At 75.5% G+C, this 26,253-nt stretch carries 22 protein-coding genes; 11 read left to right on the top strand and 11 right to left on the bottom strand.

Features of this window, described 5'->3' with window-relative positions; translation table 11 throughout:
* Positions 1-57 precede the first annotated feature (57 nt).
* The 3 genes from EYB28_RS02895 to EYB28_RS02885 are packed head-to-tail and all read left to right on the top strand — an operon-like array spanning position 58 to position 3,869.
* Entirely contained in the window at positions 58-657 is a 600-nt protein-coding gene (locus tag EYB28_RS02895; RefSeq protein WP_166844693.1) for a PadR family transcriptional regulator, read from the top strand.
* Between the two features lie 49 nt (positions 658-706).
* The gene (locus EYB28_RS02890; RefSeq protein WP_166844691.1) at positions 707-2,467 is read left to right on the top strand and encodes a sulfatase; all 1,761 of its coding nucleotides are present in this window, start codon (positions 707-709) and stop codon (positions 2,465-2,467) included.
* Positions 2,468-2,516: 49 nt separating this feature from the next.
* Entirely contained in the window at positions 2,517-3,869 is a 1,353-nt protein-coding gene (locus EYB28_RS02885) for an MFS transporter (protein WP_166844689.1), read from the top strand.
* A 21-nt stretch (positions 3,870-3,890) separates the two neighbouring features.
* Here the strand turns inward: EYB28_RS02885 and EYB28_RS02880 are convergent, their stop codons facing one another.
* Complete coding sequence (locus EYB28_RS02880; RefSeq protein WP_370459432.1) at positions 3,891-4,832, bottom strand: ribokinase; 942 nt, start codon at positions 4,830-4,832, stop codon at positions 3,891-3,893.
* Entirely contained in the window at positions 4,829-5,845 is a 1,017-nt protein-coding gene (locus EYB28_RS02875; RefSeq protein WP_166844687.1) for a LacI family DNA-binding transcriptional regulator, read from the bottom strand. The genes EYB28_RS02880 and EYB28_RS02875 overlap by 4 nt, the downstream gene beginning before the upstream one ends.
* 149 nt (positions 5,846-5,994) lie before the next feature.
* Between EYB28_RS02875 and EYB28_RS02870 the strand changes: the two genes are divergently transcribed.
* Positions 5,995-7,236 carry an endonuclease/exonuclease/phosphatase family protein gene (locus EYB28_RS02870; protein ID WP_205710824.1) on the top strand — a complete coding sequence of 414 codons (1,242 nt, stop codon included), beginning with the start codon at positions 5,995-5,997 and terminating at the stop codon, positions 7,234-7,236.
* Positions 7,237-7,288: 52 nt separating this feature from the next.
* Here the strand turns inward: EYB28_RS02870 and EYB28_RS02865 are convergent, their stop codons facing one another.
* From EYB28_RS02865 to EYB28_RS02855, 3 genes are read right to left on the bottom strand one after another with little or no spacing between them, the layout of a single operon-like run.
* Positions 7,289-8,296 carry an NAD(P)-dependent oxidoreductase gene (locus EYB28_RS02865; RefSeq protein WP_166844685.1) on the bottom strand — a complete coding sequence of 336 codons (1,008 nt, stop codon included), beginning with the start codon at positions 8,294-8,296 and terminating at the stop codon, positions 7,289-7,291.
* Positions 8,293-11,169 carry an alpha/beta fold hydrolase gene (locus EYB28_RS02860; RefSeq protein WP_240930362.1) on the bottom strand — a complete coding sequence of 959 codons (2,877 nt, stop codon included), beginning with the start codon at positions 11,167-11,169 and terminating at the stop codon, positions 8,293-8,295. The genes EYB28_RS02865 and EYB28_RS02860 overlap by 4 nt, the downstream gene beginning before the upstream one ends.
* The gene (locus tag EYB28_RS02855; protein WP_166844683.1) at positions 11,166-12,188 is read right to left on the bottom strand and encodes a 3-oxoacyl-ACP synthase III; all 1,023 of its coding nucleotides are present in this window, start codon (positions 12,186-12,188) and stop codon (positions 11,166-11,168) included. The genes EYB28_RS02860 and EYB28_RS02855 overlap by 4 nt, the downstream gene beginning before the upstream one ends.
* Before the next feature lie 250 nt (positions 12,189-12,438).
* Between EYB28_RS02855 and EYB28_RS02850 the strand changes: the two genes are divergently transcribed.
* The gene (locus EYB28_RS02850) at positions 12,439-13,584 is read left to right on the top strand and encodes a low specificity L-threonine aldolase (RefSeq protein WP_166844681.1); all 1,146 of its coding nucleotides are present in this window, start codon (positions 12,439-12,441) and stop codon (positions 13,582-13,584) included.
* Here the strand turns inward: EYB28_RS02850 and EYB28_RS02845 are convergent.
* Positions 13,577-14,047, bottom strand: a complete 471-nt coding sequence (locus tag EYB28_RS02845) for a DUF4870 domain-containing protein (protein WP_166844679.1) — start codon at positions 14,045-14,047, stop codon at positions 13,577-13,579. The two genes, EYB28_RS02850 and EYB28_RS02845, sit on opposite strands and share 8 nt — an antisense overlap.
* Before the next feature lie 389 nt (positions 14,048-14,436).
* On the opposite strand from EYB28_RS02845, the gene EYB28_RS02840 reads away from it, so the two are divergent.
* The 4 genes from EYB28_RS02840 to EYB28_RS02825 all read left to right on the top strand — a co-directional run bounded on the left by EYB28_RS02840 (position 14,437) and on the right by EYB28_RS02825 (position 17,983).
* On the top strand, positions 14,437-14,892 hold the full coding sequence (locus tag EYB28_RS02840; RefSeq protein WP_166844677.1) for an SRPBCC domain-containing protein: 456 nt from the start codon (positions 14,437-14,439) through the stop codon (positions 14,890-14,892).
* Positions 14,889-16,199 carry a glycoside hydrolase family 3 protein gene (locus EYB28_RS02835; RefSeq protein WP_166844675.1) on the top strand — a complete coding sequence of 437 codons (1,311 nt, stop codon included), beginning with the start codon at positions 14,889-14,891 and terminating at the stop codon, positions 16,197-16,199. Before EYB28_RS02840 ends, EYB28_RS02835 begins: the two co-directional genes overlap by 4 nt.
* A 69-nt stretch (positions 16,200-16,268) precedes the next feature.
* Positions 16,269-17,072 carry a bifunctional 2-polyprenyl-6-hydroxyphenol methylase/3-demethylubiquinol 3-O-methyltransferase UbiG gene (locus tag EYB28_RS02830; protein WP_166844673.1) on the top strand — a complete coding sequence of 268 codons (804 nt, stop codon included), beginning with the start codon at positions 16,269-16,271 and terminating at the stop codon, positions 17,070-17,072.
* 47 nt (positions 17,073-17,119) lie between these two features.
* Entirely contained in the window at positions 17,120-17,983 is an 864-nt protein-coding gene (locus tag EYB28_RS02825) for a CHAD domain-containing protein (protein ID WP_166844672.1), read from the top strand.
* Between the two features lie 17 nt (positions 17,984-18,000).
* On the opposite strand, the gene EYB28_RS02820 is transcribed toward EYB28_RS02825, so the two are convergent.
* The 5 genes from EYB28_RS02820 to EYB28_RS02800 all read right to left on the bottom strand — a co-directional run bounded on the left by EYB28_RS02820 (position 18,001) and on the right by EYB28_RS02800 (position 24,668).
* Positions 18,001-18,303 (bottom strand): hypothetical protein, encoded by a 303-nt coding sequence (locus EYB28_RS02820; protein ID WP_166844670.1) that lies wholly within the window; start codon positions 18,301-18,303, stop codon positions 18,001-18,003.
* Positions 18,300-19,469, bottom strand: a complete 1,170-nt coding sequence (locus EYB28_RS02815; RefSeq protein WP_166844668.1) for an inorganic phosphate transporter — start codon at positions 19,467-19,469, stop codon at positions 18,300-18,302. The genes EYB28_RS02820 and EYB28_RS02815 overlap by 4 nt, the downstream gene beginning before the upstream one ends.
* A 107-nt stretch (positions 19,470-19,576) precedes the next feature.
* The gene (locus tag EYB28_RS02810; protein ID WP_166844666.1) at positions 19,577-20,623 is read right to left on the bottom strand and encodes a class I SAM-dependent methyltransferase; all 1,047 of its coding nucleotides are present in this window, start codon (positions 20,621-20,623) and stop codon (positions 19,577-19,579) included.
* 49 nt (positions 20,624-20,672) lie between these two features.
* Entirely contained in the window at positions 20,673-22,385 is a 1,713-nt protein-coding gene (locus EYB28_RS02805; protein WP_166844664.1) for a helix-turn-helix transcriptional regulator, read from the bottom strand.
* A gap of 54 nt (positions 22,386-22,439) precedes the next feature.
* Entirely contained in the window at positions 22,440-24,668 is a 2,229-nt protein-coding gene (locus EYB28_RS02800; RefSeq protein WP_166844661.1) for a S9 family peptidase, read from the bottom strand.
* Positions 24,669-25,116: 448 nt separating this feature from the next.
* Here EYB28_RS02800 and EYB28_RS02795 point away from each other — a divergent pair, with 448 nt between their 5' ends.
* Together EYB28_RS02795 and EYB28_RS02790 are read left to right on the top strand one after the other, a co-directional pair.
* Positions 25,117-25,320, top strand: coding sequence for a cold-shock protein (locus EYB28_RS02795; protein WP_166844659.1), 204 nt, complete (start codon positions 25,117-25,119; stop codon positions 25,318-25,320).
* 187 nt (positions 25,321-25,507) lie between these two features.
* Entirely contained in the window at positions 25,508-26,251 is a 744-nt protein-coding gene (locus tag EYB28_RS02790) for a hypothetical protein (RefSeq protein ID WP_166844657.1), read from the top strand.
* The last annotated feature ends 2 nt before the right edge of the window (positions 26,252-26,253 follow it).

Below are 26,253 nucleotides of genomic sequence, written 5' to 3'. Positions count from 1 at the left end.
TAGTGCCATAGATGGCACCCGATCGACACCCACACGGCAGTGGGCGAGGAGACGGCGATGAAGCTCGAGATCATCCTGCTGGGAGTGCTGATCCAGCACCCCTCGACCGGCTACGACCTCAAGAAGTTCATGGACACGAGCGGCCGGTTCATGCGCTCCAACACGCAGATGAGCCAGGTGTACCGCAGCCTCGCGCGGATGGAGGAGCGGGACTGGGTGTGGCACGCCGTCGAGTCACGGCCCGGCGCGCAGGACGCCAAGACGTACCACGTCTCCGCCGAGGGCGAGACGGTCTTCCTCGACTGGCTCACCGGCCCCTACCAGCCGCCGACCCGCTTCGAGGACCCCGAGCTGCTGGTGCGGCTGTCGTTCTCGGGGTTCATGTCCCGCGACGACGTGCTGCGCCTGCTCGACACGGAGATCGAGGCGCGGCAGGCGCAGGTCGCCCGGTTCCGCCACCGCGACCGCAGCACCGACGTCGCCACCACGCTCCCCTACGACGAGGCGCTCGCCCACACCGTCCACGAGTGGTCCCACACCAAGGGGGCCGCCTCGATCGACACGCACATCGACGCGTGTATCGAGCTGCGGGACGAGCTGGCGCGGGACGGCGTCACGATGCCGGACCACCTCCCCGCCGCCGCCGGCGCCCGCTGACCGGGCCGCACCACCCCATCCCCCGTCACCCAGAACCCCGGAGCCCTTCGTGCGCGCCATCGTCCTGATGTTCGACAGTCTGAACCGGCACCTGCTCGCCCCGTACGCGGACACGTTCGTCGATGCCCCGAACTTCGCGCGGCTCGCGTCCAAGGCCGTCACCTTCGACAACTTCTACGCCGGCTCGATGCCGTGCATGCCCGCGCGGCGGGAGATGCACACGGGCCGGTACAACTTCCTGCACCGCTCGTGGGGGCCGTTGGAGCCGTTCGACGACTCGATGCCGCAGATGCTCGGCGAGGCCGGCGTGCACACCCACCTGGTGTCCGACCACCCGCACTACTGGGAGGACGGCGGCGCGACCTACCACACGCGCTACACCACCTGGGAGTTCTTCCGCGGCCAGGAGGGCGACCCGTGGAAGGGCGTCGTCGCGACCTCCGCCCCGGAGGGACTCGGCGGCCGGATGCGGTACCAGGACGCCGTCAACCGCTCCTACATGCCCACCGAGGCCGAGCACTCCCAGACGCGCACCGTGGACGCCGGGCTGCACTTCCTCGAGACCAACGCCGACGCCGACCGGTGGATGCTGCAGATCGAGCTGTTCGACCCGCACGAGCCGTTCTTCACCCACCAGAAGTACAAGGACCTCTACCCCCACGACTACGACGGCCCCGAGTTCGACTGGCCCGGATACCGCAAGGTCACCGAGCCCGCGAGCCAGGTCGAGCACGCCCGCGCCGAGTACGCCGCCCTGGTCTCCATGTGCGACCGCTCCCTCGGGCGGGTCCTGGACGCCATGGACACGCACGGCCTCTGGGACGACACGCTGCTGCTCGTCAACACCGACCACGGGTTCCTGCTCGGCGAGCACGGCTGGTGGGCCAAGTCGGTGCAGCCCTGGTTCAACGAGCTGGTGCACCTGCCGATGTTCCTGTGGGACCCGCGCACCGCCGGCCGCGACACCCGCCGCGGCGCGCTCGCCCAGACCATCGACATCGCGCCCACGGTGCTGCGGTACTTCGACCTCGCCCCCACCCCCGACATGCAGGGCCACGACCTCGCCGCCGTCCTGGGCGACGACCGGCCCGTGCGCGACGGCGCCCTGTTCGGCATCCACGGCGGGCACGTCAACGTCACCGACGGGCGGCACGTGTACATGCGCGCGGCCGACACCCCCGCGAACACGCCGCTCGAGAACTACACCCTCATGCCCACCCACATGCGCGAACGGTTCGCCGTCGACGAGCTCTCGGACTGGACACCCGCCGAACCGTTCACCTTCACCCGGGGACTGCGCACCCTGCGCGTGCCCGTGACGGCCGGCTGGCTCAACTCGCACACCCACGGCACCCTGCTGTTCGACCTCGAGACCGACCCCGGCCAGGACCACCCCCTGGTCGACGACGAGGCCGAGCTGCGCATGGCGGCCCTCCTCGTCGAGCTGATGCGCGACACCGACGCGCCGGCCTCCCAGTACGAACGCCTCGGCCTGCCCGCGACGGGACCCGTGACCCGCGAGCACCTGCGTGTGCGCGCCCACGCCGGCCGCGCCGCCGCCGTCGCCGAACCACTGCCCGCCCTCGACGACCTGCGCGCCCCCGCGCTGCTGCGCGCCCCGCTGCACGAGGTCCTCGCCGACCCCGCCACCCGCGCCGTCGTCGAGCGCCACGCGCCCGACCTCACCCGCACCGAGACGCTCACGCTCCCGACCGGGACCAGCCTCCTCGACCTCGCCGCCCACGCCACCGTGCCGGCGGCGACCCTGCGCGCGATCGACGACGACCTCGCCCGCACCCCCGTCGGCTGACGACGCCCGCCGCCCCTCCCGCTCCCTGACGACGACGACAGGACCCGCCATGACCACCTCGACCGACCCCGCCCCGACCGAGCCCACCGTCCCAGCCTCCGGCGGCCCGGCGACCGACCCCGCCAGGCTCCCCCACCGCTGGCGCAACCTCTTCACCCTCACCGGGTCGACCGCGATCGACAGCACCGAGGGCAGCGTCATCAGCACGATCTTCCCGACGATCGCGGCGTCGCTGGGACTGAACAGCAGCCACCTCGGCACGCTCACCGCCGTCGGCAAGCTGGCCTCCGCGCCGGCCGGCCCGGTGTGGACGTGGCTGGCGGCCCGCACGTCCCGCAAGACCGTCCTGGTGGTCACGTCGCTGCTCGGCGGGGCGTTCGGCGTCGCCGCCGCGTTCAGCCAGGGCTACTGGAGCCTGCTCGTGCTGAACACCCTCATGGCGGCGTCCCTCGTCGGCGGGTCCCCGGTGAGCAACGCCCTCATCATGGACTCGTTCGACGACCGGAACCGCGGCCGCGCGATGTCGTACTTCTACGGGTCGGTCAGCGCTATCGCGGCGTTCATCGGGCCGCTCCTCGGGCTCTTCACGCGGTCCGCGGAAGGCTGGCGGCTCGGCCTGGTCACGATGGGGGCCGTCGCCGTCCTGGCGGGGATCGCCCAGTGGCTCCTCATCAAGGACCCGGGCGTCGGGGCGTCGGAGCCCGAGCTCGCCGGGCTCGACGCCGAGCGGCGCGGCCAGCGGCGGGTCAGCCTGCGCGAGGTGCTCGGCCTGTTCCGTGTCCCGACCTTCTCGGTGATGATGCTGTCGCGCCTGCTGTCGGGACACCTGCTCATCAACGTCTTCGGGGTCACGTTCCTGGTGACCGAGCGCGGGTTCGACAACGCGACCGCCGCGGTGGTGCTCGCTCCGTTCGGCGTCGGCTACCTCGTGGGCACCCTCGGTGGCGGGCAGCTGCTCGGGCTGATCGACCGCGCGTTTCCCGACCGGGGTCGTGTCGCGTACATCCAGGGGGCGCAGGTCGCCTTCGCGGTCGCGGCGTTCCTCGGCACGCAGGTCGCCTACGACAGCATCGCGGTCTACGGCGCGTTCTGGGCGCTCATGGGCGCCGCCCAGGGCATGAACCCGCCGGTCAACCGGCCTATCGTCGCCTCGGTGGTGCTCCCCGAGCTGCGCGGCCAGGCCTTCGCCGTCTTCATCACCGTCTTCGAGACGATCGGGTGGGCGCTGTTCTCCCTGGGCGCCGGCCAGCTCGCCGTCAGCCTCGGCATCCAGCAGGTGTTCCTCGGCGTGCTCGTGGTGCTCATGCTCGTCAACGCGGCGGTGCTGTCGGCGCTCTACCGCACCTACCCCAGCGACGTGCGGGCGGTGAAGCGGATGCTCGCCGCGCGCGCCACGCCCTGACGCCGGGACCCGGCACCGGCATCACCCGAGGACGAGCGGCAGCTCGTCCTCGGGGCCGGGGTAGGACGCCTGCGCCCCTGGCGCGAGCACGGCGAACGCCCCGACGCGGGCGGCCGTCCGGGCCGCGTCGACCAGCCCTTCCCCGGCGGCCAGGCCCCGCGCGAGGGCGCCGACGAAGGCATCCCCCGCCCCGGTCGTGTCGACCGCCCGCACCCGCGGGGACGGCACGTGCACGACGTCGTCGCCCTGGCCGACGAGGGCTCCGCGCGGCCCGACCGTCAGGGCGACGGAGCGCACGCCGCGTTCCAGGAGGCCGCGCACGAGGGCGTCCTCGCCGCCGGCCTCGGTGACGCCGAGCTGACGCGCGACAAGCTGGGCCTCGTGCTCGTTCACCACCAGCGGGTTGGCGGCCAGCAGCACGCGCTCGTCGACGTCGACCACGGGCGCGAGGTTGACGACCAGACGGCCCCGGGCGGCGCTCGCGGCGGCCTCGATCCCCGAGCGGGGGATCTCGCCTTGCAGCACGACGACGTCCGCGCCGGCCACCAGGTCGGCGTGCGCGCCCACCCGGTCGGCGTCGACCGTCGCGTTGGCGCCCGGCACGACGACGATCGAGTTCTCCCCGTCGTCGCTGACCGTGACGACGGCGATCCCCGTGCGCTCACCGCGGACCGCGGCCAGCGCCCCGAGGTCGACGCCGGCGGCGCGCAGCCCGGCGGTCGCGGCGGCGGCGAACTCGTCGTCGCCCACGGCGCCGACGAACGCGACGTCCGCGCCGAGCCGGGCGGCGGCGACCGCCTGGTTGGCGCCCTTGCCGCCGGACGTGACGCTCATGCCGTGCCCGAGCACGGTCTCGCCGGGGGCGGGGTGGGCCGCCGCCGTCACGAGCATGTCGGCGTTGGTGGAGCCGACGACGACCACCCGTCCCGGGGTGGTGCCGGTGGGTGTGCGGGACTGCATCATGCGGGCCTCCTGGCGGGACCGGTGGACCCGCGGACGACGAGGTGGGTGGGCAGGACGGTCGACGTCGCCGCGCGGCCGGCGAGCAGGTCGCGCACCGCGTCCGCGGCGAGCGCGCCCATGCGGGCCGGGTCGTGGGCGACGACGGTGAGCGACGGGGTCGCGAGGGCGAACGCGGGCAGGTCGTCGTAGCCGACGAGCGAGACGTCCGCGCCGACGGCGACGCCCCGCTCGCGCAGGACCGAGAGCGCGCCGAGCGTCATCAGCGAGTCGGCCGCCACGACCGCGGTCGGCGGGTCGGCGAGGTCGAGCAGGCGGCGGGCGCCGGCGGCCCCGCTCGCCTGCTGGAAGTCTCCCTGGACGACGAGCGCGGGGTCGGGGTCGAGCCCGGCGGCGGCCGCGGCGTCGCGGTAGGCGCGCAGGCGCTCGCGCCCCGTGGAGGTCTCGTGGGGCCCGGCGACGAGCCCGACCCGGCGGTGCCCCAGGCCGGCGAGGTGGGTGACGGCCTCGCGCAGGCCGGTGCGGTTGTCCGACGTGATGCTCGGGACGCCGGTGCCGCCGCTGGCGAGCGTGCGGTCCACGAACACGATCGGGATGCCGAGGCCGAGCACCTCCTGCAGCGAGCCCGAGCCGTCGCCCTGCGGGGCGACGACCATCGCGTCGACCCGCTGCGAGACCAGCAGGTCGAGGTACCGGTCCTGCTGGTCGACGGACTCGTCGGCGTTGCACACGAGCGTCGCCATGCCGGCCCGCAGGGCACGGCGCTCGACGGCGTAGGCGATCTCGGCGAAGAACGGGTTGCGCACGTCGGAGACGAGGACGCCGATCGTGCCGGTGCGGGCCTTGCGCAGGGACCGCGCCCGGGCGTCGGGCCGGTAGCCGAGGTCGGCCACGGCCGCCTCGACCCTCTCGCGCGAGGACGGCGAGGTCGCGGGGTGGCCGGACAGCACGCGCGAGGCCGTCGCGACGGAGACGCCGGCGAGCGCCGCGACGTCGCGGATCGTCACCGACCGCATCTCGGCCTCCCTGCCGCCTCGTCGTGCCGTGTAACCGTTTCCATGGAAACGGTTACACGAGGATGTCACACACGCGCGCGACCGGGCAAGCGGCCTGGACTTCATCTCGCGGTCGGCCGTTCGTCACCCTGTCGGCCTACGGTGGCCGGGTGACCCAGCGACGACGCACCCTGACCGCCGGCACTGCCCTCGCCGTGGCCGTGGCCACCGCCGCGGCCCCGCTCGCCGCGCACGCCGCCGGTGGACCGCACTCCCCCGGCCCCGACGAGCCGCTGCGCGTCGCGACGTACAACCTGTCGCTCAACCGCGCCGCGCAGGGCGAGCTGGAGTCCGACCTGTCGACGGGGGACGACCCGCAGGCGGCGACGGTCGCGGAGGTGATCCAGCGCGCCGACCCGGACGTCGTCCTGCTCAACGAGTTCGACTTCGACGCCGCGGGCGCGTCCGTGGACCTGTTCCGCGAGCACTACCTCGAGGTCTCGCAGGGCGGCGCCGACCCGGTGACGTACCCGTACGCGTACACCGCGCCGTCGAACACCGGGGTCCCGAGCGGCCACGACCTGAACGACGACGGGGCGGTGGGCGGCGGCGACGACGCGTTCGGCTTCGGCGAGTTCCCCGGGCAGTACGGGATGGTCGTGCTGTCGAAGTACCCGGTCGCCTCCGACGAGGTGCGCACGTTCCAGCACTTCCTGTGGAAGGACATGCCGGGCGCGCTGCTGCCGGACGACCCGTCCACCCCCGAGCCCGCGGACTGGTTCACGCCGGAGGAGCTGGACGTCGTGCGGCTGTCCAGCAAGTCCCACTGGGACGTGCCGGTCGTCGTCGGCGGGCGCACCGTGCACGTGCTCGCCTCGCACCCGACGCCGCCCACGTTCGACGGCCCGGAGGACCGCAACGGCCGCCGCAACCACGACGAGATCCGGTTCTGGGCCGACTACGTGCAGCCCGGGGCACGGTCGTCGTACGTCTACGACGACGAGGGCGGCCGCGGCGGGCTCGAGCCGGGCGCGCGGTTCGTGATCCTCGGCGACCAGAACGCGGACCCGCACGACGGCGACTCGTACGACGCCGCGATCGACCAGCTCCTGGACCACCCGCGGATCACCGACCCGGCGCCCACGTCGGACGGCGCCGTCGAGGCCGCCGCGCTCCAGGGCGGCGCCAACGGCGAGCACACCGGCGACCCCGCCCTCGACACCGCCGACTTCGCCGACACGGCGCCAGGGAACCTGCGCGCCGACTACGTCCTGCCGTCGAAGCACCTGCGGGTGCGCGACTCCGGGGTCTTCTGGCCGACGACGGACGACCCGCTGTCGCGCCTGACGGGCACCTACCCGTTCCCGTCCAGCGACCACCGGCTGGTGTGGGTCGACCTCAGCCTCCGGTGAGCCCACGGCCCGGCGCTCCCGGGCGCGTCGACCTGCCGAGAGGAGCCCCCGGTCACCCTCGGGGGCCCTGAGCGGCGCCGCCGTAGTGCTCGGCCAGCCGCCGCATCCCCTCGTCGACGCTCACCGACGGGGTCCAGCGCAGGTCGGCGCGGGTGGCGCGCTGGTCGAACCAGTGGGCGGTGGACAGCTGCTCGGCGAGGAAGCGGGTCATCGGCGGCTCGTCGGCGCCGGGCCGCACCCGCCACACGGCCTCGACCAGGCCGCCCGCCGCACGCGCGGCGGCGGCCGGCACGCGGCGCCGCGGGGGCTCGACCCCCGCGGCGCGGCAGATCCCCGCCAGCAGGTCGGCGACGGTGCGGGGCTCACCGTTCGTCAGCACGTACGCGTTCCCGCCGACGACGTCGGGCGCGTCGGCCAGCCGGTCGAGCGCCGCGACGATGCCGTCCGCGGCGTTGTTGACGTAGATCGTGTCGATGAGGGCTGCGCCGTGGCCGAGCAGCGGCAGCGTGCCGCGTCGTGCCCGGTCGACGACGCGCTCCACGAGCTGCGTGTCCCCGGGACCCCACACGAGGTGCGGCCGGACGGCGACGACGCGAGGCCCGTGCGCGGCGGCGTCCCGGCCGAGCGCCAGCAGCTCCGCGGCCGCCTTGGTGCGCGCGTAGTCGCCGCGGGCACGGGCCGGGTCGGCCGGGTCGGCCCCCACGCCCACGAGCGACGACCCGGCGTGCGCGACCGACGGGGAGGAGACCTGCACGAACCGAGCCACGCCGGACCGCTCGGCGGCGTCGAGCAGCGTGCGGGTGCCCTCCACGTTGACGGCGTCGAACGCGCCGGGCTCCCCGGCGAGGGACACCTTGGCCGCGAGGTGGACGACGGCGTCCGCCCCGTCGACGGCGCGGGCGACGGCCGCGGGGTCGGTCAGGGACCCGGTGACGTCGGTGGTCCCGGCGACGCCGGAGGGCCGCCGCTGCAGGGTCCGGACGTCGTCGCCCCGTGCCACGAGAGCGCGGGCGACGGCCCCGCCCAGCAGCCCGGAGGCGCCGGTCACCAGCACCGTCACGGCGCGCTCACCCGCCCACCGGCGAGGATCCCGTCCGCCCAGGCGGCGAGCCGGGCCCGGTCGATCTTCGAGTTGTGCCGCACGTCCGTGGGCATCTGCGGGGCGACCAGCACGGCCGCGAGCGGCACCGGCGACGCCGCGCGCACGGCGTCGGCGAGGTCGTGGGGTGCCAGGCCCGGGCGGCGCGCCGGTGACGCGCCCCGCGGGGCGGCACGCCGGCTCGTCACCGGCTCGACGACGGCGACGGCCTGCTGCCGCCCGGCCGGCCCGACGCCGACCACGGCCGCCCGCCGCACCCCCGGCACCCGCTCCACGTGCTGCTCGGGCCCGACCGGCGCCAGCGGGCCGTCGGCCGTGGTGAGCACGTGCGCGAGGCGCCCCTCGATCCACAGCCGCCCGCCGCCGTCGAGGTGCCCGACGTCGCCGGTGCGGTGCCAGCGCCCCGGCGGGGTGTCCCGCTCCGCGGCGACGTCGGTGAGCCAGAGCCGGTCGTACCGCTCCTTGAGGTGCCCGGCGCGCACCAGCACCTCGCCGAGCATCCCGGGCGCGTCGCTCGGGTCGCCGGTGGCGGCACCGTCGGCGTCGAGCGCGCTGACGAGCACCTCGCCGCCGGCGACGGGGCGGCCCACGCACACGCCGTCGTCGGGCCGGGAGGCCGCGGCCCGGACGCCGTCCAGGGTGATGTCGGTGACCAGCAGGCACTCGGTCATCCCGTAGGGGGTGTGCGCGGTCGCGGCGGGCATGAGGTCGGCGGCCAGGCCCAGCAGGTCGGCGCTGATCGGCGCGCCCGTGGAGAGGAACGTGCGCACGCGCGCGAGCGCGGCCCGGTCGCCGGGGTCGAGCTCGTCGGCCGTCGCGACGACGTTGAGGATCGCCGCGGGCGAGAGGAAGACGATGCGCGCGTCGGAGGCGCGCACCGCGTCCGCGACCGCACGCGCCGTGAGGGTGCGCGGCGCGGACACGTCCATCACGGGCGTCACGGACCGCGTGCCGAGCGCCGGCCCGAGCAGCGCGAACGGGGCGAACCCCGTCACCAGGCCGGTCTCGGGGCCGACGTCGAAGTGGCCCGACAGCGCGTCGCGCAGCGCGGCCAGCTGGGCGTGCGTGTAGACGACGCCCTTGGCGGGCCCGGTCGAGCCGGAGGTGAAGAGCACCGCGGCCTCGTCGTCCGGCCCCGGCTCGGCCGGCAGCGCGACACCCTCGCCGGCCCGCGCGACGTCGACGAGCTCGTGCGTCACGCCGAGGGCGCGCCGCACGGCGCCGGGCAGCGGGTCGGCGGAGATCCGCACGCCCGGCCAGCCGAGCGCCCGCGCGGCGGCGAGCCCCTTGCGCTGCGCGATCACGAACCGCGGCCACGCGCCCCGCTGCGCGCGGGTCATGCCGCGTGCGCCCAGGCCGGCGTCGGCCACCACGACGACGGCACCGATGCGCAGGCACGCGTACACGAGCGCCGTCAGCGTCGGGCCGGGCTCCACCAGCAGCGACACCCGGTCGCCGTGCCGCACCCCGATCCCGTGCAGCCCGGCGGCGATGCGCCGCACCTGCCGGTCCAGCGCCCGCCAGCTCACCGTCAGGTACTCCTGGCCGCGCGCCCGTCCGGCCTCTGACATGTCCAGGACGGCGGGACCCCCGTCGTCGGCCCGCCCGTCCAGCCCCGCCCAGATCGGCACGAACGTGGGCGAAGAAGCCGACGGCGCCGACGCGCCCCCGGAGCCCGGGGCCGCCGACGACACTGACGACGCCGACCCGGTGCACGAGCCGGAGGGGTCGGGGGCCTCGCGCACGGATGTCAATCCCGAAGTGGAGGGCCCCCCAGGGCCCGTGAACGCATCCGTGCGCGAGGGCGCCGACCCCTCCGGCGACAGCGCCCCAGACGGCGACAGCGAGCCCACCACCGACGAGCGCAACCAGCGAAGCAGAGCCGGCGCCCAGTCGACGTCCTCGGCAAGCAGGTGCCCAGCGCCGGCGAAGCGGTGCACGCGGGCCTGTGGCAGCCGGTGGACGAGGTCGTCGAGGTAGCGGTCGGAGAAGATCGGGTCGCGGGGGCCCCACAGCAGCAGCGCGGGCACGTCGAGGGCGGCGACCCCGGCGGCGACGCGGTCGAGCTCCGGGCGGCTCGGGTGGTCGGGGCGGGCCGGGATGTCGGCGACGAACTGCTCGATGCCGGCGCGCGCGGCGGCGGTCCGGTACGGCAGGCGGTAGGCCTGCACGACGTCGTCGGGCAGGCGCGGGTGGGCGAGCGCCAGGGTGGTGTCGAGGAACGCGCGGGTGGTGCTGGTGCCGAGCCGGTGCACGGGGCCGGCGAGCGCAAGGCGCAGCGGCGCGGGGATCGGGTCGTCGTCGCCGTGGTGGACGGCGGTGTTGAGCAGCGCGACGCCGGCGAGCAGGTCCGGGTGGCGGGTCGCCCAGCCGAGGGAGACGACGCCGCCCCAGTCGTGGCCGAGCGTCACGACCGGGCCGGCGTCGGCACCGGACAGGCCGAGGGTGTCGGTGAAGGCGCCGAGGTCGGCGACGCGGTCGGCGAGCGTGCGGCGGGCGCCGGTCCGCGCGGACAGGCCCATCTCGGGCTGGTCGACGGCGACGACGCGCCAGCCGGCGTCGGCGGCGGTGCGCACCAGGTCGCGCCACAGGTACGACCAGGTGGGGTTGCCGTGCACGGCGAGGACGGTGCCGACCGGGGTCACGCCGCGTGCCGCCAGATCGGCACGGTTGTCGAGGTAGTGCCAGCCGGTCGTGCCGCCGGCGCCGGACGACTCGTCGGGCACGGCGAGCACGTGGCTGTACCGCGGGTCGAGGCCCGGCAGGCCGGGCGGGACGGTGTCCGCGTCGCGGGTCACGGCGTCGGTGCCAGGTCGGGTCGCCGGGCCCGTCACCAGGCGAGCTCCATCATCGCCGTGTTGATGCCCGACCCCACCCCCATGAGCAGCACCCGGTCGCCCGAGCGCAGGGACCGCGCCTCCTCGACGAGCGTGATGGGCACCGACGCCGGCCCGACGTTGCCCAGGTAGGGGTACGTGGTGGGCACGCGGTTCCTGTCCAGCCCCACGGCCTCGACGATCGCGTTGGTGTGCACGCGGGAGACCTGGTGGGTGATGTAGCGGTCCATCGACCCCCAGTCCCAGTCGGCCGTCGCGTCCTTCCAGGCGTCCACCACGAGCTCCAGGCCGCCGTCGAGCAGCGCCTGGGCGTCGGTGAACATGCCCTCGGTGCTGCCGACGCACAGCTCGTGGAACTGCGTCGCGGCCCGGGTGACGCCGCCGAGCACGCGGTGCCCGGCGGGGTGCTCGTCCGCGCGCCCCAGCACGGCCGCGGCGGACCCGGACCCGAGCGTGAGGCTCGCGAACTCCCGCATGAAGTCGTCGCGGCCGGCGTCCTCGCGCAGCAGCCGCTCGATCGTCACGTCCTGGATGTCGTCGGCGTCCTCGCCGTCGACGACGACGGCGTAGCGGATCTGCCCCGACTCGATCATCCCGGCCGCGATGCTCATCCCGTTGATGAACCCGAGGCAGGCGTTGGCGACGTCGAAGTTCACGGCGGAGCTGGGCAGGCCCAGCCCGTGGTGCAGACCCACCGCGACCGACGGCTCCAGGTGCTTGCGCGTCACCGACGTGTTGATGAGCAGGCCCACGTCGCTGGGGTCGACGCCCGCCTCGTCCAGGGCCTGCTGCCCGGCGGCGACGGTCGCGGCGTTCACGTCCTCGCCCTCGGCCCAGTTGCGCCGCTCCTTGACTCCGGCGACCCGTTCGAGCAGGGTGCGGGGCAGGCGCAGGCGCTTCAGCGCCCCGGAGAGACGCTGCTGGATCTGCGCCGACGGCGTGACCCGCGAGGGGATCCGGCTGGCCACGGACAGCAGCGCGACGTTGGCGAACCTGGTGGTGGCGTTCCCTGACACACGAGCTCCAGACGACCGGGCACGGGGACTGCCGGCACGACGACAAGACGGTCGGGGCCACGGTCCGCGGCCCGGGCGGCGCGACGAGGGTCCCGACGATCCGCTCCCCGAGGATATGACGCTCGGGGCATCGATACCGTTCCGTCTCCGGAAGTGGTCTCGGACACCCACGAGCTCCACACATCGGGTTCACGCCTGACAGGTCGCGCGGACCGGCAGCGCCGACCCGCGCAACCTCTAACCTGGCCCCGTGACGACGCCCCCGCAGCTTCCCCCGCTGGCCTCCGACAACTACGCCCCCGCGCACCCGGACGTGCTCGCCGCGGTCGCGGCGGCGAACGACGGGTACGCCGGCGCGTACGGGGCGGACCCGTGGACGGCGCGGCTGGACCTGCGGGTCCGCGAGGTGTTCGGCGCGGGAGCGCTCGCGTTCCCGGTGCTCAACGGCACGGGCGCGAACGTCGTGTCGCTGACGGCGCTGTCGCCGCGCTGGGGCGGCGTCGTCGTGGCGGACGTCGCGCACGCCAACACGGACGAGAACGGCGCCCCGGAGCGGGTGGGCGGGCTCAAGCTGCTGCCCTGCGCCTCGGTGGACGGGCGGATCACGCCCGACGACGTCGCCCGGTGGGCCGGGCAGCGCGACGACGTGCACCGCGCGCACCCGGCGGTGCTGTCGCTGACGCAGTCCACCGAGCTGGGCACGGTGTACGCCCTCGACGACCTGCGCGCCCTCGTGCACGTGGCGCACGACCTGGGCATGGCGGTGCACGTGGACGGGTCGCGGCTCGCGAACGCCGCCGCGACGCTCGGCTGCTCGCTGCGCACCCTGACCACGGACGCCGGCATCGACGTCGTCTCCCTGGGCGCCGCGAAGAATGGGGGGATGCTGGGCGAGGCCGTGCTCGTCCTCGGGCCGGACGACGCCCCGGACGCCGCGGCGGCCCGCGCCCGGGAGGCGGTGGCCGCCTCCGTGCCGTACCTGCGCAAGGCGACGATGCAGCTCGCTTCCAAGACGCGGTTCGTCTCCGCGCAGCTGCTCGCGCTGCTCGGCGATCCCGGCACGACGGTCGCGCACGGGCCCGGCGACGAGGCCCCGCTGTGGTGGCGCAACGCCGCGCACGCGAACGCCATGGCCGCGCGGCTCGCCGCCGGGCTGCGGGACGTCGGCGGCCGGGCCGACGGCGTCCGCGTCACGCGGCCCACCGAGGCGAACGCCGTCTTCGCGACGATGCCTCGCCCCACGGCGGACCGGCTGCGCGCCGTCGCCCGCTTCTACGACTGGGCCGACGGGGAGACGGCGGACCGCGTCGAGGTGCGGCTCATGTGCGCGTGGGACACCGCGCCGGAGACGGTCGACGCGTTCGTCGCCGCGGCGGGCGCCGACCCGCTCACTTGATGAACGGGATCGCGATCGGGTAGCGGTACCACTCGTCGCGCGAGGAGGCGACGGCGCCCATGATGCCGAAGACGATCGCGCAGACCCAGGCCGCGAACGCGATCAGCCCGCCGATGAGGATCACGGTGAGGATCCCGCCCACGACGTAGGCGATGAGCACGGTGAGCTGGAAGTTCAGCGCCTGCTTGCCCTGGTCGTCGAGACGCGGGCTGCGGTCCTTGTACACGAGCCAGATGATGAGCGGGGCGAGGAAGCCGGTCACGATCCCGCCCACGTGCGCGATGATCGACCACGTGCGCTCGTCCGACGGCGACACCGGCGGCTGCGGGGCGTACGGCTGCCCGTAGGGCTGCTGGCCCTGCGGCTGCTGGGGGTACGGCGGCTGCTGAGGCTGCTGCGGGGACGCCGGCTGCTGGCCCTGCGGCTGCTGGGGGTCCTCGGGGCTCGGGGTCGTGTCGCTCACGGTTGCTGCTCCTTGTGTCGTCGCCGGCGCGGTGTCGTCGCCGGTGCGGGAGGGCGCGATGCCCCGGCGGAACGTACCGGGCGGGCGGGGGCGGGCGCAGCATCCCGGGCCGCGGTCGTGAGGATTTCACCCGCGGACCGCGGGCGGGACCGGGACCGCGGCGTCGTGATCGCCGAGGTCGCGCAGCCGCCGCACCGGGCTGAGGCCGAGGACGACGGGCCGGCGTGGTGCGCCAGGTCCAGGCCCCGATCACCGACCCCGCGCAGTCCGTCGACGACGCGCTCACGCAGGTCCGGCAGCTGTCGGCCTGACCCGCCCACGGTGCCGGCCGAGGGCGCGCACGGGACTATGGTCGTGCTGGACCGACGAGCCCGACGGAGGGGACCGAGATGACGGCCGAGCACGCCTGGACCGAGCACGAGGCCACGGCCTCGGTGCACATCGCCGAGCCGCCGGAGCGAGTGTGGGCCGAGCTCACCCACCCCGGCGCCAAGTGGATGCTCGGCGCCAACATCGAGACCGACTACCGGCCGGGCAGCCCGATCACCTTCGAGGGCCACTTCTTCGGTCGCGAGTTCGCCGACAAGGGCGAGGTGATCGCCGTCGAGCGCCCGCGGCTGCTGCACTTCACCCACTACTCCCCGCTGAGCGACCTCGACGACGACCCGGCGAACTACCACGACATTCGGATCACGCTGGACCCGGACGACGCCGGCACGCTCGTCACGGTGGAGCAGCGCAACGTCGACACCGCGGAGCACGCCGCCCGGTCGGAGCGGCACTGGACGGAGGCCCTCGCCACCCTCGCCCACCGGGACCGCGCGCCCCGGAACGGGCGCGGATGAGGGGAACACGCGCCCGCACGTCCGCGGTCCTGGGCGCCGGGGCGCTCGCCGTCGGGCTGCTGGCAGGATGCGGACCGGCCGGCGACGAGCCCGCCCCCACCCCCGCGGGCACCGGGGCCTCGGGGAGCGCTGCGGCCTCCCCCTCCGCCACCGGGACCGGCGCGCCGGCCACGACGGGCGCACCGTCGAGCCCCACCTCGAGCCCGACGTCGTCCGGCCCGACGCCCGGCCCGACGGCGTCGAACGACGCACCGGGCGAGGACGACGGGCCCGGCGGCGGGACCGACATCCTCGCCGGCTGGTCGCTGGAGCAGAAGGTCGGCCAGCTCGTGATGGTCGGCGTCGCGGTGGACTCGCCGGCGCAGGTCTCGGCCGACGCGGTGACCGAGCACCACGTGGGGAACGTGTTCCTGCACGGGCGCAGCGAGGCAGGCGTCGACGCCACCCGTGACCTCGTCGAGGAGTACACGGACCTCGCCGGCCGCCGCACGACGCACGGCACGCCGATGCTCGTGGCCACGGACCAGGAGGGCGGGCTCGTGCAGGTGCTGCGCGGGCCCGGGTTCTCCGACATCCCCCGCGCCACCGAGCAGGCCGAGTGGCCCGCGGCCACCCTCCGTGAGCGGGCCGAGGGCTGGGGTGACGAGCTCGCCGCCGCGGGCATCAACCTCAACCTCGCGCCCGTGATGGACCTCGTCGACGCCGACGAGGCCGAGGGCAACGCCCCCATCGGGCACTTCGACCGGAGCTACGGCTTCACGCCCTCCTCCGTGACCCGGTCGGCCAACGCCTTCTCGGCGGGCATGCGGGCCGCGGGCGTCGAGCCCGTGATCAAGCACTTCCCGGGCCTCGGCCGCGTCACGCGGAACACCGACACCGACGCGGGCGTCACCGACACGCGCACGGGCCCCGACGCCGCGTCCGTGGAGGTGTTTGCGAAGGGGATCGACGCCGGGGCGCGCTACGTCATGGTGTCGTCCGCCGTGTACGACAAGATCGACCCCGACGCGCCCGCCGTCTTCTCCCGCGCCGTGGTCGGCGACCTGCTGCGCGACGACCTGGGCTTCGACGGCGTCGTCATCACCGACGACCTGTCGGCGGCGGCCCAGGCCCAGGACTGGACGCCCGGACAGCGCGCCGTGCGCGCCGTGGACGCCGGGGTGGACCTGGTGCTCGCCTCCGCCGACCCGTCCGTCGCCCCGGCGATGGCGGACGCGCTGGTGGCCGAGGCCCGCGACGACCCCGAGTTCGCCGCGAAGGTCGACGAGTCCGCCCGCCGCGTCGTCGAGGCCAAGCGCCAGGGCTGAGCGTCCCGACCTCTCGGCCCACGGCGAACGCCGTTGACCGGGGCGACAGGCGTGGCGTTCGCTGACTCCATGACCACCGACCCCGCCCGCGCCCGGGACGTCGCGTCGTCGTTCGGCACCGACGCCGACCGCTACGACCGTGCCCGCCCCCGCTACCCCGACGCCCTGATCGAGCACGTGGCGGGAGCCGCCCGCGACGTCACCACGCGCCCACGGCCGCTCGTCCTCGACGTCGGGGTGGGCACCGGCATCGTCGCGCGGCAGCTCCGGGCGGCCGGGTGCGACGTGCTCGGCGTGGACGTCGACGACCGCATGGCCGAGGTCGCGCGGCGCGACGGCACCCCGGTCGAGATCGCCCGCTTCGAGGAGTGGGACCGGGCCGGCCGCACCGCCGACGGCATCACCGCCGGGCAGACCTGGCACTGGGTCGACGCCGACGAGGGCGCCGCCCGCGCGGCCGACGCACTGGAGCCCGGCGGGACGCTCACCGTCTTCTGGAACGCGGGCGACCCGCCGCACGCGCTCGCGGCGGCCTTCGCCGCCGCGTTCCAGGAGGTCGTCCCCGACTCGCCGATGGCCGCGGGCATGACCGGGGGCGCCCGCGAGGGCTACCGGGGCCTCGTCGCCCGGGCCGCGGACGGGATCCGGCGCAGCGGGCGCTTCGCCGAGCCGCGGGAGCTGAGCATCGACTGGGAGCGCACCTACACCCGGCGGGAGTGGCTGGACCAGGTCCCGACGACGGGGCTCGCGACGCGCCTCCCCGCCGACACCCTGGAGAGGCTGCTCGACCGGCTCGGTGCGGCGATCGACTCCGCCGGCGGCAGCTTCGTGCTGCAGGGCAGGACCCTGGCACTGGCGGCCCGCCGCTCCTGACGACCGGCCCGCGCGGCGAGCGGCGGCCGCGCGAGGCAGCATCGAGCATGACCCGTTCGGCCGGCGACGTGCTCAGCGCCACGATCCGCGCCCAGGTGGACGTGGTCGTCGGCGCGCGGGACGCCGTGCGCCGCGACACGCCCGACGCCGTGCACCGCCAACGGGTCGCGGTGCGGCGGCTGCGCACCCTGCTGCGCGTGCACCGGGACTGCCTCGCCGCGGACGGCCCGCTCGCGCCCCGCGCCCTGGCCGCGGACCTCGCGGCGTACGCCCGGGTGCTCGGCGACGTGCGGGACGCGGAGGTGCAGCAGGCACGGCTGGCCGAGCTCGCGGACGAGCTCGCCCCGGCGTCCGCGGCCGTGCGGTCGGGGCTCGTCACGCTCGACGACGCGCTGCGGCGACGGCACGCGGCGGCCCGGGCGCGGCTCGTGGCCGCGCTCGACGCGCCCGCGCACGCGGACCTCGTGCGGCGGCTGCGGGCCCTCGCGGCGGGGCCACCCCTGACCGACCGGGCCGCGAGCCCGGCCCGCGACGTCCTGCAGCCCGCGCTCGGGCGGGCGGTTCGGCGGGCGCGACGCCGGGCCGCACCTGTCGCCGCGGCCACCGAGGCCGCGCGGCCCGCGCCCCACGAGGTGCACCGGCTGCGCAAGGCGGCCCGCCGGGCGCGCTACACGGGCGATGTGCTCGCGTCGTTCGGGAGCGGACGGCGGTCGCGACGGTCGGCGCGCACCGCGTCGCGGATGAAGAGGCTGCAGTCGGCGCTCGGCACCGTGCACGACGCCGACACCCTGAGCGGAACGCTCACGGCCCTGCGCGACGGCGGCACCGCGGCGGCCGTCGACGCCTGCGCCGAGCGCGAGACGCGTCGCGCGGAGGCGGCGCTGGCGAGGAGCCGCGGCCTGCTGCCCTGAGCCCTGGTTTCGTTCGGTCAGTGGCCGCCGGAGACCAGGAAGACCAGACCGAACGCGATCGCGCCGACCACGACACCCAGGCAGGCGACCGCCCCGGCGAGCCGCGCCGGCGTCGGCCGGGCGATCGCCACGGGCCCGCGCCGCGCCGCGTCGGCCTCGTCGCTCTCCGGCGTCGGCCCGGCCACCGGGGCGCCGCCCTCCGTCGTCGTGCCCGCCAGGAGGCGCAGGCCCAGGGCGAAGAGGGCGGGGATGCCCGCGCCGACGAGCAGCCCGACGACCAGCACCTGGCCCAGGGCGCCCCACTCGATGAAGGAGCTCATGCGTGCACCGCCTGACGGTTCGTGTCCTCCGCGGAGGGCGCCGCGTCGCCGTCCCAGGAGTCGTTGACGTTGGTGTGGTTCACCGGCTTGCGGCGCGAGGCCATCCAGATGGCGGCCGACGTGGCGATCAGCACCCCGAAGACCACGAGCGTGCCCGCCGTGCCGCCGATGCCGGACTCGAGCCAGTGGCACAGCGCGCCGACCAGGCCCGCCGCCGGGAGGGTGACCGCCCACGCGACGAACATGCGGCCGGCGACGCCCCACCGGACCTTGGCCCCGGGCATGCCGACGCCGGAGCCGAGCACGGACCCGGTCGCGACGTGCGTCGTGGACAGGGAGAAGCCGAAGTGGCTGGACAGCAGGATGACCGCCGCGGACGACGTCTCCGCCGCCATGCCCTGCCGCGAGTCGATCTCCACCAGGCCCTTGCCGAGCGTGCGGATGACGCGCCAGCCGCCCAGGTAGGTGCCGACCGCCATCGCGAGCGCGCAGCTGAGGATCACCCAGAACGGCACCCCGGAGTCGGCGGGGACGGCACCGCCCGCGATGAGGGCGAGCAGGATGATGCCCATCGACTTCTGCGCGTCGTTGGTGCCGTGCGCCAGCGACACGAGCGAGGCCGACCCGATCTGGCCCCACCGGAAGCCGCGGCTGGTCACGTCCTGCGGCACCCCGCGGGTGAGGCGGGCGACCAGCCAGGTGCCCGCCGACGCGACGACGATCGCGACGACCGGCGCCAGCAGCGCGGGGACCAGCACCTTCGACACCACGCCCGTCCACAGCACGCCCGAGGTACCGACGGCGGCCAGCACCGCGCCGACCATCCCGCCGACCAGGGCGTGCGAGGAGCTCGACGGGATGCCGAACAGCCAGGTGACGAGATTCCACACGATGCCGCCGACGAGGCCCGCCAGTACCACCGGCAGCGTGATGACCCCGGCGTCGACGATCCCCTTGGCGATCGTCGCGGCGACGGCGAGGGAGAGGAACGCGCCGACGAGGTTGAGCACCGCGGACAGGGCGACCGCCGTCCGGGGCCGGAGGGCCCGTGTGGCGATGGACGTGGCCATCGCGTTGCCCGTGTCGTGGAAGCCGTTCGTGAAGTCGAAGGCCAGCGCCGTCACGACGACGAGCGCGAGGAGGATCGTCTCGGTCACGACGACCATGGTGGGGCGCGCGCCTGAGAGATTCCTACCGTTGTGCGACGTCCCGGTGAACTGTTACTGGACTGTTCACCTGGTGTTCATCTTCGGGCGGGCACGGCCGGCCCAGGTTACGCCCGCGCGACGACGTACACGTTGAAGGGGTCCTCCGCGAGCTCCTTCGGCTCGACGGCGACGAAACCCGCCTCCCGGACCATCCGCGTGGCACGCTCCACGCCCCACACCGTGCCCAGGCCCTCGCCGCCCTGCCCGAGCGAGACCGCCATGCAGTGCAGCGTCGAGACCGTGTACAGGAAGCTCGCCCACGGCAGGTCGACGTTCTGCTCCAGCCGGCTCGACGCCTTGATGTCGACCATGAGGAACGTGCCGCCGGGCCGCAGCGCGGCGTGGACGCCGGCCAGCACCCGCGCCGGGTGCGCCTGGTCGTGGATCGTGTCGAACGCGGTCACCAGGTCGTACTCCTCCGGGAGCGGCTCCGCGACGTCGTGCACCGCGAACCGCGCGTTCGTCAGCCCCCAGGCGGCCGCCTCGGCGCGCGCCGCCTCGATCGCCTCGGGCGAGAAGTCGTAGCCGGTGAACCGGCTCGCGGGGAACCGCCGGGCCATGAGGTTGATCGCGTGCCCCTGCCCGCAGCCCACGTCGGCGACGTCGAGGCCGTCCTCGAGACGCTCCACGAGCCCCGTGAGCGGCACGACGGTGTCGATCAGCGCGACGTCGTTGACGGCGGCGCTCTCCGCCGCCTGCGCGGCGTGGAACCCGGGGTAGTCGGCGTACGTGGTCCCGCCGCCGCGCCGGAAGCACTCGGCCACCTTCGGCGCGGCGGTCGCGAGCAGGGTCAGCTGCGCCATCGTGCGGGCCAGGTTGTCGACGCCGGACCCGGTCAGGTAGGGCGCCGCGGCCTCGCGCAGCACGTACGTCGCCGGCCCGGGGTCGTAGGCGACCAGGCCGGCGGTGACCATCCCGCCGAGCCACTCGCGCACGTACCGCTCGTCCAGGCCGGCGGCGTCGGCCACCTGCGCGCTGGTCGACGGCGGCAGCACGCCGAGGGTGTCCAGCAGGCCCGTCTCGTGCCCCACCCCGGCCAGCAGCGCGATCGCGCCGTCGTCGAGGATCTGCACGACACGGTCGAGCAAGTCGTCCGTCGCGGTGGTACTCATGTCCGGCTCCTTCGCCTCGTGCCCGGCGTCCGCCGGGACACCCTCGACGCTACGGACGCCGGGGCGGCGCGGCGTCGGGCGGATCGTGCAACCTTCCCGACAGCGCTGCGGCGGATGGTGCAGGCGTGCCGGGTCCGGGGGCCCTCGGGGCGACGCCGTGGTCGCGGGCCCAGCCGGCGGCGGCCGTACGGGACGTCACACCGAGCTTGAGGTAGATGTTCGCCAGGTGCCGCCCCACGGTCTTGGTGCTGATGACCAGCGTGTCCGCGATCTCACGGTTGCTGGCGCCCGACGCCGCGCACGCCAACACCTCCGCCTCCCGCGCCGTCAGCCCGCCCGGCGCCGCCGCGCCCCGGGCGAGCCGGTCGGCGTCCGGGCCGGCGCCGAGGTCCCGGTACACCGCGAGCGCCGTCGCCTCCTCCGCGGTGGCGCGGTCGTGCTCTCCGCGGCCCCGGAGCGCCGCCGCGGTGAGCTCGTGCACCTGGGCGGTCGCGTACCGGAAGCGCTGCGCCCGGTAGGTCCGCACGGCGCGCGCGAGCCGCGTCGACGCCTCGTCCCAGCAGCGGTCCGCGAGGAGCACGCGCGCGGCCGCGGTGTCGGCCGCGGCGCGCAGCCCAGGGCCGGGGAAGGCCGCGGCGACGTCCTCCAGCTCGGCGGCCGCCGCGCGGGCCGCCGGCAGGTCCCCGAGCCCCACCGCGACCTCGACGACGGCGGGCAGGGCGCGGCTGCGCTCGAGCGGCCGCGCGGCGGAGAGCGCGGCCCGCAGCGCCGTCATCGCGGCGTCCGGCCGGCCGGCGGCGGCGAGGAGCAGCGCGGCTCCCGGCTGGGGGTCGATGCCGAGATCGCGGGCCCGGGTGTACGCCTCCTCGGCGCCGCGCACGTCGCCGCGCAGCCGCCGGACGTCGCCGAGGGTGCGGTACCCCTCCCCCGCGACCCACCCGTGCGCGCCGGTCAGCCGCCCGCTCTGCGGGCCGAGCTCCTGCTCGACGGCGCTCCAGCGACCCTCGGCGGCCTGGAGCTGGAGGCGGTGGACCCGGGCGACGCCCGTGAACATGAAGTGGCGGGACAGGGGCGACGCCCAGCGCTCCATCGCGTCCGTCCACGACCGCATGCGGGTCAGGTCGGCGAGCTCGCCGCACAGGTGCACGACGCTGCAGTACACGTCGCCGGACCACAGCGGCCCGACCTGGCCGGCGACCACAGGGAGCATCGCCTGGTCGAGCAGGTCGAAGCCGCCCTCGACGTCCCCGTCGCTCGCGGCCCGCAGGCCCGCCGCCACGAGGGCGAAGCAGCCGAGCGCCGGGTCGTCGTCGAACCTGCCGGCCAGCGCGCGGAGCTCGTCCGACGCCCGCGCGGCCGCGTCCGGGTCGCCGTCGGCCTCGAGCCGGTACCCGAACGCCACGTACGCGACGTACCCGTCGACACGCGCCGGCGGGCGGCCGGCGCGCAGGCGGCGGGCCCGGCCGAGCCAGCCCGAGGCCACCGCCAGGTCCCCCGCCGCGAACCACAGGAGCGCCAGCTCGACGGCGCCGAGCGCGGCCTCCTCCACGGCGCCGGCGGCGAGCCGGGCCCGGTAGAGCGCCTCCGCGGTCGCCATCGACGCGGCCTGGTCGCCGAGCCACCACTGGGCCGTCGCGAGCCTGGCCAGGTCCTCGGCGGGCAACGGGCCGGCCGCCGCCGCGCGCTCCAGGGCGGCCCGCGCCGCCGCCCAGTCACCGGCCGCGTGCGCCGCGCGCGCCTCCGCCGTGTCGTCGTCGCCCACCGTCTCGCTCCGTGCACCACGGTACGCGCGCGCCGGGCGGGCGGAGGGGTGAGATCAGGCCGGTGCGCCGCCCAGCCCGAGCACGTCGAGCGCCCACGCGTTCTCGAACGCGATCTCCTCCCACCGCGCGTACCGCCCGGACACGCCCCCGTGCCCGGCCGACATCTCGATCTTCAGCAGCGCCGGGGCGCCCGCGGCCCGCAGCCGCGCCACCCACTTCGCGGGCTCGACGAACAGCACCCGCGTGTCGTGCAGGGACGTGGTCGCCAGGATCCGCGGGTAGCCCGAGGCGTCGTCGGGCACGTTCTCGTACGGGCTGTACGAGCGCATCAGGGCGTACGCGTCCGGGTCGTGCAGCGGGTCTCCCCACTCGTCCCACTCGACGACGGTCAGCGGGAGGGACGGGTCGAGCATCGACGTGAGGGCGTCCACGAACGGCACGACGGCGAGCACGCCGGCGAACAGCTCGGGCGCCAGGTTCGTCACGGCCCCCACGAGCAGGCCTCCCGCGCTGCCGCCCTCGGCCACCATGCGCCGCGGCGTCGTCCAGCCCGCGTCGACGAGGTGCCGGCCGCAGGCGACGAAGTCCGTGAACGTGTGCGGCTTGGCGGCGAGCTTGCCGCCGTCGTACCAGGCCCGGCCGAGCTCCCCGCCGCCACGCACGTGCGCGACGGCGAACACGACCCCGCGGTCCAGCAGGCTGAGGCGCGGCACGGAGAAGTAGGGGTCGACGCTGGTCTCGTACGCCCCGTACCCGTACAGCACCAGGGGCGCGGGCTCGGCGCGCGTGCCCGCCGCGTCGAGCGTGACGGCGTCGCGCCGCCACACCAGGCTGATCGGGACCCGCGTGCCGTCCTCCGCCGTCGCCCACTCGCGCTGCTGCACGTAGTCGGCAGGGTCGTAGCCGCCCAGCACGGGCTGGCGCTTGCGCACGTGCCGCACGCCGGTGGCGAGGTCGACGTCGAGCACCGTCGTCGGCGTGGCGAACGACGTATGCCGCACGCGCAACAGAGGCTGCGCCCAGTCGGGGTTCGCGTCGGGCGTCACGGCGAACAGCGGCTCGTCGACGTCGATCTCGCTGAGCGGCCAGGGCGAGCCCGTCTCCACCGCGGCGAGGTCGACGACGGCGACGCGCGGCAGCGCGTCGCGCCGCAGGCTGAGCACCACGTGACCGGCGAAGGCGTCCACCCCGTCGAGGCGGACCGCCGGGTCGTGGGGGACGACGGCGCGGGCCGTGGCGGGGTCGAGCAGCCCGGCGCCCGGGGCCGGGACGTCCGTCGCGGCGAGCTCGAAGTTCCGCGCCCCGTCGTTGTGCAGCACCAGCAGCGCGTCGTGCGTGGCGTCCCCGCGGCCGGTGGGCAGCGCCGCGTGCTCGACGGTGTACTCCACGCCGTCACGCCGCTCCCACACCACGCGGAACCGGCCCGTCGGCTCGTCCGCCTCCAGCACCCACGCCTCGCCCGTGGTCTTGGACCCGAGCTCGATCACCAGGTAGCGGCGGGAGCGGGTGAGCCCGACGCCGACCCAGAACCGCTCGTCCGGCTCCGAGAACACCAGGACGTCCTCGCTCGCCGGCGTGCCCACGCGGTGGCGCCACACCTGGTGCGGGCGCCACGCCTCGTCCACCGTGAGGTAGAAGAGGTGGTCGCCGTCCGGGGTGATGACCGCCCCGGGAAAGGTGTCCGGGATCTCGTCGTCGAGGTCCTGACCGGTGGTCAGGTCGCGCACCCGCAGCGTGTACCGCTCGTCGCCGGTGGTGTCGACGGCGTACGCCAGCCGGGTGCCGTCGGCGGAGACGTCGAACGACCCGAGGGCGAAGAAGTCGTGGTCGAGCGCCTCCGCGTTCTCGTCGAGGAGCACCTGCTCGCCCTCGGGGGCGCGCCCGGGCTCGACGACCGGCGGCGTCCACCCGTCGTCCGCCGCGGCCGGGACGCGCGCGTGGACCGCGTACTGCCGGCCCTCCTGCGTGCGGGAGTAGTACCAGGCCCCGCCCAGGCGTGTGGGGACCGACAGGTCCGTCTCCTGGGTGCGCTGCTTCGTCTCCGTGAACAGGGCCTCGCGCAGCGGCGCGAGGTGGGAGAGCTCCGAGCGCGTCCAGGCGTTCTCGGCCCGCAGGTGGTCCAGGACGTCGGGCGAGTCCGCGTCGCGCAGCCACTCGTAGTCGTCGGTGACGACGTCCCCGTGGTGCGTGCGGGTCGCCGGACGTCGGTCGGCGAGCGGCGGCGCCGCCGGGGCGTCGGTGGTCTCGGCGGAGATGTCGGCGGAGGTGTCGGCGTCGTGCACCCGACCACCCTAGGCGTCGCCCCCCCCCGGGCAGAGCCGCTCGGTGCCGAACATGCCCTTGTCAGGTGTCGAACATGTGGTTGGTCCGGGATCCGGGGCTCGAATCCCGGACCAACCACATGTTCGACGGGGCCGATGCTCGGGGACCGGGAAGGCGCCCAGTCCTCCCTGCGGAATCTCGACGCCGTTGTCGAGGGTCACGGTCGGGACGGTGGATTCGATCATGTTCCCGTCGTCGACCACTGGTGCCGGCACGCGCGCTCGCGTACCGTTGTCCTCGTTGCAGTGCCTCGCTCGATCCGGACCGCTCGCGGTTCGCGCCGAGTCGGGTGCGTCATCAGGATGGGCGCGCCCGGTCGGCGGACCTTGGTTTCAAGAGTTGACGACGATTCACCGTGATGCGCGATCTCGACGGTCGGGATCGTCGACACTCTTGAAGGAGTACCGCATGGCTTCCGGAACCGTGAAGTGGTTCAACAGCGAGAAGGGCTACGGCTTCATCGCTCCCGAGGACGGCTCGGCCGACGTGTTCGTCCACTTCTCCGCCATCCAGTCGCAGGGCTACCGCAGCCTCGACGAGGAGCAGCGCGTCGAGTTCGACGTGACGCAGGGCCCGAAGGGCCCGCAGGCGGAGAACGTCCGCCCGCTCTGACCCTCCGCGGGGCCGAGGTGACTCGGCCCTCCGCGTGAGCGCACGGCCCGCATCCCGCTCCGGCGGGGTGCGGGCCGTCGTCGTCCCGGGGCCGGCGCCCGGCCCTGCTCGGTTCGGTGCGGCCCGGCCAGGACCGGCCAGGACCGGCCACGGGAACGCCGCCCGCGGCCCGGACGTTCCTCTCGGTATGGGATTCCTCGACAGGCTGCTGGGCAGGACCCGGGACGAGCGTTCCTTCCACGGCGTCCCGGGACGATCGGGTCACGCGCCGCACACGGGCGAGGCCCCGGACAAGTACGGGTACGCCCCCGAGCCGGGGCAGGAGCCCTTCGGCCCCCCGGCCACGCCGGGCTACGGCGCGTCGGGCGGCGGCACGGCGGGCGGCGGCACGGCACGCCGCGACCCCGACGAGGTCGCCGTGGAGCGCTACCGCTACCTGCTGCGCACGGCCCCGCCGGACGCCGTCGAGCAGGCGCACGCCGAGGCGTTCGCCCGCCTGACGCCCGAGCAGCGCCGGCGGGTGCTCGACGAGCTCGGCGCGGGCGTCCCCCCGGCCGAGCGCGCGACCTCGGACGACCCGCGGTCGCTGGCCCGGATGGCCACCCGCGCGGAGATGCGCGAGCCCGGCACCCTTGAGCGGTCGTTCCGGCAGGACACGGCGCGGGGCCCCGGCTTCGGGTCGATGGTCGGGTCGAGCCTGCTCGGCACCGTCGCCGGCGTCGTCATCGGCTCGGCCGTCGCCAACGCCCTGTTCGGCCCCGCCTTCGGCGATCCCACGCAGGACCTCGCCGGGGACGCGTCCGACACCGGCGCCGACAGCGGGGACACCGGCGCGGACGCCGGCAGCGCCGAGGCGGGCGCGCCGGACGACGGCGGCGGGTTCGGGGACTTCCTCGGCGGCGACGGCGGGTTCGACGTCGGCGGGTTCTGACC

This window comes from Isoptericola sp. BMS4, from assembly GCF_011634835.1.
Lineage (GTDB): Bacteria > Actinomycetota > Actinomycetes > Actinomycetales > Cellulomonadaceae > Isoptericola.
Note: the sequence above shows the minus strand (reverse complement) of the source record. Positions and strands in the feature narration are given on the sequence as shown.

Excerpts from the sequence above, each read along its gene's own strand:
- EYB28_RS02895 (WP_166844693.1), top strand. The coding sequence starts at position 58 with ATGAAGCTCGAGATCATCCTGCTGGGAGTGCTGATCCAGCACCCCTCG.
- EYB28_RS02885 (WP_166844689.1), top strand. The coding sequence starts at position 2,517 with ATGACCACCTCGACCGACCCCGCCCCGACCGAGCCCACCGTCCCAGCC.
- EYB28_RS02880 (WP_370459432.1), bottom strand. The coding sequence starts at position 4,832 with ATGATGCAGTCCCGCACACCCACCGGCACCACCCCGGGACGGGTGGTC.
- EYB28_RS02875 (WP_166844687.1), bottom strand. The coding sequence starts at position 5,845 with ATGCGGTCGGTGACGATCCGCGACGTCGCGGCGCTCGCCGGCGTCTCC.
- EYB28_RS02840 (WP_166844677.1), top strand. The coding sequence starts at position 14,437 with ATGACGGCCGAGCACGCCTGGACCGAGCACGAGGCCACGGCCTCGGTG.
- EYB28_RS02835 (WP_166844675.1), top strand. The coding sequence starts at position 14,889 with ATGAGGGGAACACGCGCCCGCACGTCCGCGGTCCTGGGCGCCGGGGCG.
- EYB28_RS02830 (WP_166844673.1), top strand. The coding sequence starts at position 16,269 with ATGACCACCGACCCCGCCCGCGCCCGGGACGTCGCGTCGTCGTTCGGC.
- EYB28_RS02825 (WP_166844672.1), top strand. The coding sequence starts at position 17,120 with ATGACCCGTTCGGCCGGCGACGTGCTCAGCGCCACGATCCGCGCCCAG.
- EYB28_RS02820 (WP_166844670.1), bottom strand. The coding sequence starts at position 18,303 with ATGAGCTCCTTCATCGAGTGGGGCGCCCTGGGCCAGGTGCTGGTCGTC.
- EYB28_RS02815 (WP_166844668.1), bottom strand. The coding sequence starts at position 19,469 with ATGGTCGTCGTGACCGAGACGATCCTCCTCGCGCTCGTCGTCGTGACG.
- EYB28_RS02810 (WP_166844666.1), bottom strand. The coding sequence starts at position 20,623 with ATGAGTACCACCGCGACGGACGACTTGCTCGACCGTGTCGTGCAGATC.
- EYB28_RS02795 (WP_166844659.1), top strand. The coding sequence starts at position 25,117 with ATGGCTTCCGGAACCGTGAAGTGGTTCAACAGCGAGAAGGGCTACGGC.
- EYB28_RS02790 (WP_166844657.1), top strand. The coding sequence starts at position 25,508 with ATGGGATTCCTCGACAGGCTGCTGGGCAGGACCCGGGACGAGCGTTCC.